General features: G+C 68.3%; 11 protein-coding genes. 8 read left to right on the forward strand and 3 right to left on the reverse strand.

The window, feature by feature from the left end:
- Window positions 1–6 precede the first annotated feature (6 nt).
- Window positions 7–639 carry a TetR family transcriptional regulator gene (locus AB0M22_RS40970; protein ID WP_364738440.1) on the reverse strand — a complete coding sequence of 211 codons (633 nt, stop codon included), beginning with the start codon at window positions 637–639 and terminating at the stop codon, window positions 7–9.
- Window positions 640–767: 128 nt separating this feature from the next.
- On the opposite strand from AB0M22_RS40970, the gene AB0M22_RS40975 reads away from it, so the two are divergent.
- The 3 genes from AB0M22_RS40975 (at window position 768) to AB0M22_RS40985 (ending at window position 4,822) form a co-directional block, all read left to right on the forward strand.
- Window positions 768–2,408: an FAD-dependent oxidoreductase gene (locus AB0M22_RS40975; protein WP_364738442.1), complete on the forward strand. Its 1,641-nt coding sequence runs from the start codon at window positions 768–770 to the stop codon at window positions 2,406–2,408.
- A gap of 217 nt (window positions 2,409–2,625) precedes the next feature.
- Window positions 2,626–4,062, forward strand: coding sequence for a threonine/serine exporter family protein (locus AB0M22_RS40980; protein WP_364738561.1), 1,437 nt, complete (start codon window positions 2,626–2,628; stop codon window positions 4,060–4,062).
- A gap of 103 nt (window positions 4,063–4,165) precedes the next feature.
- Window positions 4,166–4,822 (forward strand): biliverdin-producing heme oxygenase, encoded by a 657-nt coding sequence (locus AB0M22_RS40985; protein ID WP_364738444.1) that lies wholly within the window; start codon window positions 4,166–4,168, stop codon window positions 4,820–4,822.
- Here AB0M22_RS40985 and AB0M22_RS40990 read toward each other — a convergent pair.
- A complete protein-coding gene (locus tag AB0M22_RS40990) occupies window positions 4,816–6,201 on the reverse strand; it encodes a sugar transferase (RefSeq protein WP_364738446.1) in 1,386 nt (461 codons plus the stop codon). The genes AB0M22_RS40985 and AB0M22_RS40990 overlap by 7 nt on opposite strands.
- Before the next feature lie 621 nt (window positions 6,202–6,822).
- On the opposite strand from AB0M22_RS40990, the gene AB0M22_RS40995 reads away from it, so the two are divergent.
- From AB0M22_RS40995 to AB0M22_RS41010, 4 genes are read left to right on the forward strand one after another with little or no spacing between them, the layout of a single operon-like run.
- A complete protein-coding gene (locus AB0M22_RS40995; protein ID WP_364738448.1) occupies window positions 6,823–8,109 on the forward strand; it encodes a class I SAM-dependent methyltransferase in 1,287 nt (428 codons plus the stop codon).
- Window positions 8,106–8,882: a glucose-1-phosphate cytidylyltransferase gene (locus AB0M22_RS41000; RefSeq protein ID WP_364738450.1), complete on the forward strand. Its 777-nt coding sequence runs from the start codon at window positions 8,106–8,108 to the stop codon at window positions 8,880–8,882. Before AB0M22_RS40995 ends, AB0M22_RS41000 begins: the two co-directional genes overlap by 4 nt.
- On the forward strand, window positions 8,879–9,529 hold the full coding sequence (locus tag AB0M22_RS41005; RefSeq protein ID WP_364738452.1) for a PIG-L family deacetylase: 651 nt from the start codon (window positions 8,879–8,881) through the stop codon (window positions 9,527–9,529). Before AB0M22_RS41000 ends, AB0M22_RS41005 begins: the two co-directional genes overlap by 4 nt.
- A gap of 2 nt (window positions 9,530–9,531) precedes the next feature.
- A complete protein-coding gene (locus tag AB0M22_RS41010) occupies window positions 9,532–10,578 on the forward strand; it encodes an SDR family oxidoreductase (protein WP_364738454.1) in 1,047 nt (348 codons plus the stop codon).
- Window positions 10,579–10,591: 13 nt separating this feature from the next.
- Here the strand turns inward: AB0M22_RS41010 and rfbC are convergent, their stop codons facing one another.
- Window positions 10,592–11,143, reverse strand: a complete 552-nt coding sequence (gene rfbC, locus AB0M22_RS41015) for a dTDP-4-dehydrorhamnose 3,5-epimerase (RefSeq protein ID WP_364738456.1) — start codon at window positions 11,141–11,143, stop codon at window positions 10,592–10,594.
- Window positions 11,144–11,198: 55 nt separating this feature from the next.
- Here rfbC and AB0M22_RS41020 point away from each other — a divergent pair, with 55 nt between their 5' ends.
- Window positions 11,199–12,311 (forward strand): methyltransferase domain-containing protein, encoded by a 1,113-nt coding sequence (locus AB0M22_RS41020; protein ID WP_364738458.1) that lies wholly within the window; start codon window positions 11,199–11,201, stop codon window positions 12,309–12,311.
- Window positions 12,312–12,492 lie beyond the last annotated feature (181 nt).

The raw sequence follows: 12,492 nt of genomic DNA on the forward strand, positions 1-12,492 counted from the left end.
GCGCGGCTAATCGCGTTCGCGCCCCAGTAGTTCGACCAGTAGTGCGATCTGGTCGGCGAAGTGGTCGATGAATTCCGGTGTGCGGGGGTCGGTTCCGCAGACGCCCTCGAGTACGTGGGGCAGTGTGGTGGGGGCCATGGCGGCGGCCATCAGCATGACGAGTAGGGCGGCGGGGTCGAGTTCGGCGGGGAGGCGGCCTGCGGCTTGCAGGGTACGCAGTTCTTCGACGCTGTGCTCGAGCATTTTCGCGCGGGGGGCGTGGTCCGCGTCGCTGTCGGGGCCGGTGTATTCGAGTCCGCCCCAGGCGAGTAGCCGGACGCCGTCGGGGTTGTTGCGCGCCTCCAGCGCGTAACGGCGAAACTGTTCCGGCAGTGGGGTTTCCGGCGGAACCAGGTCGCGGCGGCGTTCTTGCCAGCGCTGCGACATGGCCTGGTGCAGGCCCTCTTTGCCGTCGAAGTAATAGGAGATCAGCTGCTGGTTGACGCCGGCCCGGGCGGCGATCGCGGCGGTCCGCGCGCCCTGGAATCCGTGCGCGGCGAACTCGGCCTCGGCGGCGTCCAGGATCAGCTGACGGGTGCGCTCGGGATCGCGCTGACGCTCCTGCGGCTTGGGTGACCTGCGGGGTTTCGACGACGTCACGCCCTCCATTCTACATACACATAGCAATTTCAGGCAGTAGTGCAAGTTAATCAATCAAACGATTGACAGAGCAGTGCAATCGATTGAATGATGGGTGGACCGTCCCCGCCACCCAGGAGAAGTTCGCCGTGAACGCACAATCAGACATCCAGCAGACCAAGGTCCTCATCGTGGGCGGCGGCATCACCGGCCTGTCCACCGCGCTGTTCCTGGCCCGGGCCGGAATCCGCCCCAGCCTGGTCGAACGGCACTCGTCGACCGCATTGCAACCGCAGGCCCGCGCGTTCAACCCGCGCTCGATGGAGATCTACCGGGCGCTCGGCCTGGAGCAGGCGATCCGCGACCGGACCTCGATCCTGGCCGACTTCCCCGAGATGATCGGCGCGGACACCCTGGTCGGCGAGGAGCGTTTCCGGGTCGACATCCTCAGCCAGGTCCGGCCGCCGGCCACCCTCAGCCCGACCGACTGGACGATGATCGACCAGGACGAACTCGAACGCGTGGTGCGCGCCGACGCGGAGAACTACGGCGCGGACATCCGGTTCGGCACCGAGCTGATCTCCCTCGACCACGCCGCGGACGGCGTCACCGCCCTGGTCCGCGACCTCGCCGGCGGCGCCGAACGCCGCATCCACGCGGACTATCTGGTCGCCGCCGACGGCAATCGCGCGGGCATCCGCACGCGACTCGGCATCGGCGCCGAGGGACCGGGCGAATTGATCACCGCCGCGAGCTTCGTCTTCGACGCCGATCTCACCGCACCCCTACGCGATCGCCGATTCCTGCTCGGCTACTTCGATCAGCCGACCCCCGGCACCGCGCTGGTCCCCGGCCGCGAGTTCGGCCGCTGGGCCCTCGGCATCCCGTTCGGCCCCGAGTCCGGCCAGAGCGCCGCCGATTTCACCGAGCAGCGCTGCCTCGAACTGACCCGCCGCGCGATCGGCGACCCCGACCTCGAACTCACCCTCGTCCCCCTGATGACCGGATCGGACCAGAAGGTCGCCACCACCCGCATCGGCGCGTGGGTCGCGGACGAGTACCGAGCCGGGCGAACCTTCTTCGTCGGCGACGCCGCTCACGTCTTCCCGCCCACCGGTTCGTTCGGCGCGAACACCGGCATCGCCGACGCCGCCAACCTCGCCTGGAAACTCGCCGCGGTGCTCAAAGGCCAAGCGGGCGAGTCGCTTCTGGATAGCTATGCCGACGAGCGCCGCCCTGTCGCACTGGTCACACTCGAGCAAGCGATGCAGCGCCTGCAAGGCCGCCACAGCGGCACCGGCGACGACGCGGCCACCATCGACGACCTCACCATGATCCTCGGTTACCGCTACCGCTCCGCCGCGATCCACACCGAAACCGCCACCCCGGACGAGCCCGTCGAGGACCCACGCCACCCCATCGGCCGCCCGGGTCTGCGCGCACCCCACGTCTGGCTGCGCCAGCACACGACGACCCTGTCCACCCTCGACCTCTTCGACGGCGGATTCACCCTGCTGACCGGAGAAGCCGGCGCGGAGTGGCTCCCCGCAGCGGAAAAAGCCACCGCCGCAATGGATCTAGATCTGAGCGCGTACCGAATCGGAGTCGATTTCGACGACATTGACGACAAATTCGGCACAGCCTACGGCCTCACCCCGACCGGCGCGACCCTCATCCGCCCGGACGGATTCGTCGCCTGGCGCGCCACCGACCTCCCCGCGAACCCGACGCACGAACTCCGGCTCGCACTGACCCGACTGCTCGCCCGCGAAGACAGCTACGCCCAATAGAATCCGGCCCGGACGGCGGCCGTCGAAGTCCGGCCCCGACGCACGCCGGTCGGCCCGACACGCGGTCGGCGGGCCGTTGTGCCAGCCCGGATGCGAAGGTCGCCGGAAGGTGACTACGTTCGCGTGCATGGATTCAGACACGCTTCCGGGAGGCGACAGCACGGAGACGCGGGTCGATCATCTCGGCCGGCGGCGCCTGTTCCGGCGCGGCCGGCGGATGCCGGTGGTGAGCCAGGCGGTCGGCAAGCTGGTGGCCGATCGTCCGGCGACCGCGGACACCATCGTCGCGGCGCCCTCACCGCTGCAACCGATCGACCTCACCGACGACGCGGCCGTCACGGAGGTGCTGGATCTCGCCGTCCGGGTCGGCGAGGTGGTGCTCGCCTCCGGCACCGGCGTGAACGACACGACCGCGCAGGTCCGTTTCATCGCCGCCACCTACGGCCTGGCCCGCTGCGATGTCGACGTCACCTACGACGCGATCCGCATCTTCGCCGACCGCGGTCCGCGACTACCGCCGGCCAGCACCATGCGGATCGTCAACTACCGATCCCTGGACTTCACCCGCCTCGCCGCGGTCGACCGGCTGACCCGCCGCATCCGCAACGAGGTCGTCGCCCCCGAAGACGCGCACGCCGCCCTCGACGCGATCACCACGGCCCCGCACCCGTACCACCGCTGGACCGCCACCTTCGGCTGGTCGCTGCTGGCCGCGGCCATCGCCGCGCTGCTCGGCGGCGGCGTCGTCGCCGCCGCGGTCAGTTTCGCCACCACCCTGGCCATCGACCGGTCCAACCGCGTGCTCAATCGGTACGGCCTACCGTTCTTCTTCCAGCACATGGTCGGCGGCGCGATCGCCGCGACACCCGCCATCGTGCTGGCCACCCTGGCCGGTCCGCTCGGCATAGACGTCGATCCCTCACTCATCATCGCGGCCGGAATCACCGTGCTGCTCAGTGGATTACAGCTGGTCGGCGCCGTCCAGGACGGCATAACCGGCGCCCCGATCACCGCGACCGCCCGCATGCTCGAGGTCATGATGATGACCGGCGGCATCATCGCCGGCATCGCGATCGCATTGCGGGTCGGCTGGTCCCTCGACGCCGTCGTGCCGCCGTTCCTGCTCACCACGCGCGACATCACCGACCTGCCGGTCAAGATCGTCGCCGGTGCCGTCGCCGCGCTCGCCTTCGCGCTCGCCTGCTACGCGGAGAAGCGCGCCCTCGCCGCGGCCGCGGGCAGCGGCGCGGCGGGCACGATCTGCTTTCTGATGGTGCAGCAGGCCGGTTTCGGTCCGGTGCTCGCCTCCGGCGTCGCGGCCACCGTGATCGGCATGGCCGGTGGTCTGATGGCCCGCCGCGCGCTGACCCCGCCGCTCGTCGTCGCGGTCGCCGGCATCACCCCGCTGCTGCCCGGCCTCAAGCTCTACCGCGGTCTCAACGCATTGCTCAACGATCAGTTGGTGATCGGCGCGAACCAGTTGCTCGCCGCGTTCGGCGTCGGCTGCGCGCTGGCTGCCGGCGTCACCCTCGGCGAATGGTTCGACCGTACCGTTCGGCGGCCGCGCATCCTGCGCCGCTTCGGCTCGCTGCGCCGGCCGATCGTGCGGCGCATCCGGCCGCGCAGCCGGCGCAGGCCGCCGCCCATTCAGTGAGCAAGGTACGTGCGTCCGACCCGGGGAACCTGTATCGTCGGACGGGTTAGTTAGGGTAGCCATACTCGGTGACCCGCCGGTGATCAGGTGAGGTGGTTCGGACATGTCAGAGGTAGCACCGTTCTCTACCCAAATCCGCAGTGCCACCACCGAACAGCACGTGGCGGCGAACACCTCGCGGTTCATGACCGACATGCTCGGCGGCGCGCTCGGGGTCGACTCGTACCACCGCTACACCGGTCAGCTCCTGTTCGTCTACCGTGCGCTCGAACACCGCTGGGACACCCTCGCCGCGGACCCGATCGCCGGGCCGTTCATCCGCCCCGAGCTGGCCCGCACCGCCGAACTCGAGCGCGATCTCGACCACCTCGTCGGGCCGCGCTGGCGCGACGAACTCGAGCCGCTGCCCGCGACCGCCGCGTACGCCGCGCGGATCGACGAGTGCGCCCGCGACTGGCCGGCCGGTTACGTCGTGCACCACTACACCCGTTACCTCGGCGACCTGTCCGGCGGACAGATCATCGGCAAGACGGCCGCGCAGCTGTGGAACCTGACCCATCGCGGCGACGGCGTCCGGTTCTACGTCTTCGACGCCGTCACCAATCCGGCCGCATTCAAGCGCGAATACCGCGCCCTGCTCGACCAACTGCCGCTCGACGATCTCGAACGCCGCCGCGTGCTCGACGAGGGCAAGCAGGCCTTCGCCATGAACACCGCGGTGTTCCACGAACTGGCACAAGAGTTTCCGGCGGCTCAGTAGGCGCCGGCGCCGCGGGTCACCGCGCCGATGGTCCGCGCGATGAGCAGCAGGTCCAGCACCATCGACCAGTTCTCCACGTAGGAAAGATCAAGTCGCACCGAATCTTCCAGCGAAAGATCCGATCGTCCGCTGACCTGCCACAGCCCGGTGACCCCCGGCTTGACCAGCAGCCTGCGCCGCATCTCGCCGTCGTAGCTGTCCACCTCGCGCTGCACCTGCGGGCGCGGCCCGACCACGCTCATCTCCCCGCGCAGCACGTTGAAGAACTGCGGTAGCTCGTCCAGGCTGAACTTGCGGATCACCTTGCCGATCGGGGTGATTCGCGGGTCGTCCTTCATCTTGAAGAACACCGGATTGCCCCCGTTGCGTTCGATGAGCGCGTCCACGCCCGCCTCCGCCTCGGTGTACATGCTGCGGAACTTGATCATCCGGAACGGCTTGCCGCCCCGCCCGATTCGCTCCGACAGATAGAACACCGGCCCGGGACTGGTCAGCTTCACCGCCAGTGCGATGCCCAGCATGGTCGGCGCGATCAACACCAGCACCGCGGCCGCGAAGAGCATGTCGAACACCGCCTTGCCGGCCGACTTGGCCCGGTCGTACTGCGGTTTCGCGATGTGCAGCATCGGAACTCCGGCGACGAAGCGATTCGTCAACCGGGTGCCCGCGATGTCCACCACGCCGGGCGCGACGATCAGTTCGACCCCGAGCGGGTCGAGTTCCCAGGCCATGCGGCGCAATTCGATCGGCCCGAGGTGATCGGTCGCGGTGACCGCGACGGTGTCCGCGCCGCTGCGGCGCACCGCGTCCAGCACGGTGCGGTCGCTGCCGACCACGGAGAACGTGTGCCCCGACGGTTCGCGGATGTACTCGGTGATCTCGTTGAGCCCGTTCGGTACACAGACACCGACTACCCGGTAGCCGGATGCCGGGTCGCCGGCGAACGCGTTGGCCATCGCCTGCGCCGCCTCCGCACAGCCGACGACGAGCACCGAGGTGCGGTACTCCCCCTGCGCGCGCAGCTGGCGCGCATGGATCCGCCATAGCAATCTGCTCAGCATCAACCCGAAAAGTCCGAGTGGTAATGCAATAGCCAGATAGCCACGGGCGAACTCGATCTGGAAGACCAGCGAGACGATCGCGAGCACGCCGAACAGTCGCAGCGTCGCCGAGACCAGCCGCCGGTACTCCTCGCTGCCGCTGCCGACCACCTGCGGCGATCGGGTGTGACCTATCGCGAGGAACGCGGCCCAGGCCAGCGCGAGCGCGCCGGAGACGACCGTGTACCCCACTTCATAGGGCAGATGCCAGGCCAGCGGCGGCGCGGCGGGACCGCCGAATCGGATGACCTGCGCGATCACCATGGCCGCGACGATCACGCCGAAATCCGTTGTACCTAAGCGCCTTACATACTCACCCTGCCATCGCTCGCGCTCAGAGCGCGGCAGGATATGCGGCGATCGACGATAGTCCAGATCGTCGTCGTCAGCGAGCTCGAAGCTCATGGAAACGCACCTCCCCATGGGAGAAAAGAAAGTTTAGCCCCCCGATCTGCACTGATCGGTCCCCACAGCACGAACCTGACCGCGTCGGGTGTCCCGTCCTTCGGCGTTCAGATGCCGATTGTTACAGAACACAATCCGTTTCACATGTCGAATCATCAGGGCAGCAAAGTGTTCCACGTGGTAGCCGATAAAGGAACGGTCGGTTTGCCACCCCGGTATGTTTTCGGCGCTCGGCGCGATATGAGGCCAGGTCGCGAACTTTCGCTACCCCCAAGCGAATTCATCCCATCGGGGCGGATCCACTAAACCCCCCGGTAGCCGCCGGGACGCTACCCGCGGGAAACAGTTGAAAAGTACCGGAAATTACTTCCTGGCCAGCTGATTTCAGCCACGACACGCGGGGCTTTCGTTGTAACGTCTCACTGGATCGAGTCGACGTCAGGGGTGCGCCGGCAATGCGCCGGCGGCGCGACTCTAGGCATAAGGTGGGCTGCGTTGCTATGTCGACTGTGTGATTCCGAACGATTGACGAGTGTGCTCGATCTGGGCGCTACGCCGCCGTGCGAAAAGTTCCTCGCGGCAGACGAACTCGATCTTGCGGAACCAACTTACCCGCTGCACCTCCGGTTGTGTGCGGACTGTCTGCTCTTGCAGATTCCGGCGTTGATCACGCCGAAGGAGACGTTCACCGAGTACGCGTACTTCTCCTCGTACTCCGACAGCTGGGTGCGGCACGCGAAAACCTTTGTCGCACAATCGATCGAACGGCTCGAACTGAACCAGGACTCGTTCGTGGTCGAGGTGGCCAGCAACGACGGCTACCTGCTGCGGCACGCGGTGGCGGCCGGCATCCCGTGCTTGGGCGTCGAACCGTCGGTGAACGTCGGCAACGCCGCCCGCGCGGCGGGCGTGCCCACCGAGACCACCTTCCTCGACGAGCAGTCCGCGGCGAAGATCCGCGCGACGCACCGACCGGCAAACCTGGTGGTGGCCAACAACGTCTACGCGCACGTGCCCGACCTGCGCGGCTTCACCAGGTCGCTGCGCACGCTGATGGCCGACGACGGCTGGCTCTCCATCGAGGTGCACCACGCGCTGAACCTGATGCGCCTGGGCCAGTTCGACACGATCTACCACGAGCATTTCCAGTACTACACCGTGCATTCCGCGCAGCGCGCGCTGGCGACGGCGAACCTCACGGTCGTCGACGTCGAACTGCTCGACACCCACGGCGGCTCGATCCGCGTGTGGGCCCGGCCGACCGAAGTGGGCGCGGTACCCAGCACTCGTGTCCGGGAAGTCCTTCAGCTGGAACAGGATGCGGGCCTGCACCACGCCGAGGGCTACAACGAGCTGCGCACCCGCACCGAGGCGGTGCGGCACGATCTGCTGCGCTTCCTGCTCGATCAGCGCGCCGCGGGCAAGCGGGTGGTCGGCTACGGCGCACCCGGTAAGGGCAACACCCTGCTCAACTACTGCGGCATCCGGACCGACCTACTCGAGTACACCGTCGACCGAAACCCGTACAAGCACGGACGATTCACACCGGGCACCCGGATCCCGATCTATTCACCGGATCGGATCGAGCTGGATCAGCCCGACGTCGTCCTGGTGCTGCCGTGGAATCTCGAGGCCGAGATCACCGAGCAGCTCCGCCACATCGCCTCGTGGGGCGGCCGATTGGTCTACCCGCTTCCGGCACTGCACAGTGCCGACCTCACCAGTCACAACGACGTGAACAGCGCACGACATAAAGAAATGACAGGGAGGGGAGCGCGATGAAGGTTGTGCTGTTCTGCGGCGGATACGGCATGCGGATGCGTGACGGTACCGATGACATGATCCCGAAACCGATGCAGCTGGTCGGTCCGCGACCGTTGCTCTGGCACGTGATGCGCTACTACGCGCACTACGGCCACAAGGAATTCGTCCTGTGCCTCGGCTACGGCGGCCTGCACATCAAGAACTTCTTCCTGACCTACCAGGAGTCGGTGTCGAACGACTTCGTCATCCGGGACGGCCGGGTGGAGATGCTGCGCTCCGACATCAGCGACTGGAAGATCACCTTCGTCGACACCGGCCTGGAATCGCCGATCGGCGAGCGGCTGCGCCGGGTGCGCGAGCACGTCGCGGGCGACGAGCCGTTCCTGGCCAACTACGCCGACGTGCTCACCGACGCACCGCTGGACGAGATGATCGACAAGTTCACCGCGTCCGGCGCGGCCGCCTCGATGATGGTGGTGCCGCCGCAGTCCTCGTTCCACTGCGTGGACATGAAGCCGACCGGCGAGGTCAAGGAGATCATGCCGGTCTCGCGCATGCCGCTGTGGGAGAACGGCGGCTACTTCGTGCTGAGCCAGGAGATCTTCGATCTGCTGCCGCCCGGCGGTGATCTGGTCGCCGACGCGTGCGGCACGCTGGCCGGGCAGGGCCGGCTGTTCGGCTACCAGCACCTCGGTTTCTGGAAGCCCGCCGACACGTTCAAGGAGCGGGCCGAACTCGATGCCGCCTACCAGTCCGGCAAGCGCCCGTGGATGGTCTGGGAGAACGCGTGATCCGGCTGAACGTCGGGGCGGTCGCCGAGATCGCCGTGCTCGGTGCGCATTGCGACGACATCGCCATCGGGATGGGCGCCACGCTGCTGACCCTGGCCCGCGCGCACCCTGGCCTGCGGGTGCGCGCGCTGGTGCTCTCCGGCGGCGGCACCGCCCGCGCGGACGAGGAAACCCTTGCGCTGGACGCGTTCTGCCCCGGCGCCGACGTCGACCTCACCGTGCTCGACCTGCCCGACGGCAGGGCGCCCGCGCACTGGGATCGAATCAAGAACGAACTCAACACCTTTCGCGCTCGGATCGATCCCGATCTGGTCTTCGCACCACAGCGCGGCGACGCGCACCAGGACCATCGGCTGCTCGCCGAACTGGTGCCCACCGAGTTCCGCGATCACCTGGTACTCGGCTACGAAATCCTCAAGTGGGAGAGCGACACTCCCGCCCCCAACTTCTACCACCGGCTCACCGCGGAACTCACCGAAGAGAAGTCGCGGCTATTGCTGAAGCACTATCCGTCCCAGTCCCACCGGGACTGGTTCGACGAGCAGGCCTTCACCGGCCTGACCCGGCTGCGCGGCGTGCAGTGCCACACCGCGCACGCCGAGGCGTTCGTGCTCGACAAGGCTGTCATCGATTTCGGAGGTTCCTAGCCATGCGCGTCCTGCTCACCGGTCATCAGGGGTATCTCGGCACCGTCATGGCGCCGATCCTGCGGGCCAACGCGCACGAGGTGGTCGGCCTGGACGCCGGCTTCTTCGCCGACTGCGTGCTCGGCGACCTGCCCGGCGATCCGCCCGGACTGACCATGGACCTGCGCGACGTCACCGTCGAGCACTTACGCGGTTTCGACGCGGTCGTTCACCTCGCCGCGCTGTCCAACGACCCACTCGGCGCGCTCGCTCCCGAGATCACCTACGACATCAATCATCACGCGTCGGTGCGCCTGGCCCGGCTGGCCAAGGAGGCGGGCGTGCGGCGATTCCTGTACGCCTCCACCTGTTCGGTCTACGGCGCCGCGGGTGCCGATCTGGTCACCGAGGACGCGCCGCTGCGCCCGATCACCCCGTACGCGGAGAGCAAGGTGCGCGTCGAGGACGACGTCGCGGTGCTGGCCGATTCCGGCTTCTCCCCCGTATTCCTGCGCAACGCAACGGCATTCGGCTTCTCCCCCCGGTTACGCGCGGACATCGTGCTGAACAACCTGGTCGGCTACGCCACGCTGACCGGCGAGGTGAAGGTGCTCTCCGACGGCACCCCGTGGCGGCCGCTGGTGCATGCCCGCGACATCGCGTGGGCGTTCGCCAACTGCCTCACCGCGCCGCCGGCGGCAATTCACTGCCGCGCCTTCAACATCGGCACCGAGTCCAACAATCTCACCGTCGCCGACATCGCCCGCGCGGTGGTGGAGGCGGTGCCCGGTTCCCGGCTGAACATCACCGGCGAGAGCGGCGCCGACCCGCGTTCGTACCGGGTCGATTTCTCGGCGGCCCGCTCCGCCATCGGTTTTCGCGCGCTCTGGACCGTGCAGGCCGGGGCGGACGAGCTGTTCCAGGAGTACACCGCGCGTGGCCTCACCTACGACGACTTCTTCCAGAAGTTCACCCGGCTGCCGCATCTGGAGCGGCTGCGCGACTCCGGGCTGCTGGACGAATCGATGCGCCGGATCCAGCCCGGCACCGCCCGTGTTCCGGCCAGCTAGGCCTCGGCCGTCGTCACCACGCCGCGAGCAGCTGCTGCCAGCTGCCCGCGGCGGCGTCGCGTGCGGACACCAGGGTGACCGGGCGCGGCCAGGCGATGGCCAGGTCGGGATCGTCGTACGCGACGCCGATGTCCTCGGCGGGGTCGTGCGGGCGATCGATGCGGTAGCAGACGTCGGCGCTGTCGGTGAGCGCCTGGAAGCCGTGCAGGAAGCCGGGCGGCACGTACAGGTGCCGGAACGTCTCGTCGTCGAGCAGGAACGCCTGCTGCCGGCCGAAGGTCGGCGAGCCGCGCCGCAGATCGACCAGCACGTCGTGCACCGCGCCGTGCGCGCAGCGGACCAGCTTGGCCTCGCCGCGCCCGGAGCGCCCGTGCATGCCGCGGACAACACCGCTGCCCGAACGGGATTGGGAGTCCTGCTGGAAGGCCGCCGCGGCCCCCGGCCGGCCGAGATAGGTGTCGAACTCCGCCGCATCGAACGTTCTGGTGAACAGGCCGCGGTCGTCGCGGAACGGTTCGGGGACCAGTACGAGGACGTCGGCGAGCTCGGTCTGCTCGATGCGCACCCGGCCATGGTGCCACGCGAGTCCGAGTCTGCGGCGCGCCACCGAAGGGCTCACCGTGCTCATTCCCGCTAGCGCGCGGCGCTGCCGAGGTTGCGGGAGCATCGATCTCAACCCGGTGCTCGATCTCGGCATGGTTCCCGCCGCCGACTACTTCCCGCCCGCAGCCGCCCCGGTCGGCCTGGCCGAGACCGCACATCCGCTGCGCATGGATCTGTGCACGCCCTGCGGTCTCGCGCAACTGGCCGAGGACGACACCCGCGCCGAGGAACCGCGCGGCATCGAACCCGCGGCGCTGCGCGAGCAGGCCGCCGACGCGGTCGCCAGGGTCGCGAAAGCGGGTCTGCTCCAAGGCAAGACGGTGCGTGAGTTCGGCAGCCCGCACGGCGGCACCTGGGTGCCGCTGCTCACCGAGCGCGGCTACTCGGCCACCGAAGGCGTCGGCGATGTGGTGCTCGACTGCTTCGGCCTGATGCACGAGCCGGATCAGCGCGCGGCCTTCGCCGAGCGGGCCGCGGCGACCGCGCCGGACGGCCTGCTGCTGATCCAATTCCACTCGCTGGCCACCATCGTCGCGTCGGGTCAGTGGAACGCGCTGCGGCACGGTCACTTTGCCTACTATTCGCTGTCCGCGCTGAGCCGCTTGCTGACCGCCGCGGGCATGAGCGCCACCACCGCGTGGCAGTTCGACCTGTACGGCGGCACCGTGCTCGTCGCCGCGCGGCACGGCACGCATCCACCCGACGCCGCCGTCCGCGAGATCCGCGCGCGGGAGGCCGACTACACCGATCGGCTCGCGGTCGCCGGCCTCCAGCAGGCCGCCGACGGGCATGCCGAGGTGTTGCGCCGCTGGCTGATCAGGCATGCGGCCCAGGGCGATCGGGTCTTCGCCTACGGCGCGGCCTCGCGCGCGGTGGCGTTGTTCAGCCTGGCGGGCGTCGATCGCGGGCTGATCACCGCCGTGGCCGACGCGTCCCCGGCGAAGCAGGGCCGCCGGATGCCGGGCACCGACGTGCCGATCATCGCGCCCGCCGAACTCGTCGCGGCCCGACCGGATCTGGTGCTGCTGACGCTGCCCGACCTGCTGCCCGAGGTGCGCGCCCGCTACCCCGAACTCGACGGTTGCTGGATCGTCGACGACCCCGCCGACTCGGCCGTCAAGGGAGGATGAGTTGCCTCGAATTCGCTGTCCCCCAGCAGATTTGTTGTCCGTTTGCTCTATGCGCTTGATCTGACATGATTTCGTTTACCGAACACCTGATAGCCCTAGATGGTCGATGAAGTTCTTCGCTCCTGCGTGCCGGGGAGCGGGCGTCGAGCGAACTACCACGCTCGGCCAGGTGTGTGTGCAG

The sequence above is a fragment of the Nocardia sp. NPDC051756 genome (assembly GCF_040681495.1).
Taxonomy (GTDB): domain Bacteria; phylum Actinomycetota; class Actinomycetes; order Mycobacteriales; family Mycobacteriaceae; genus Nocardia.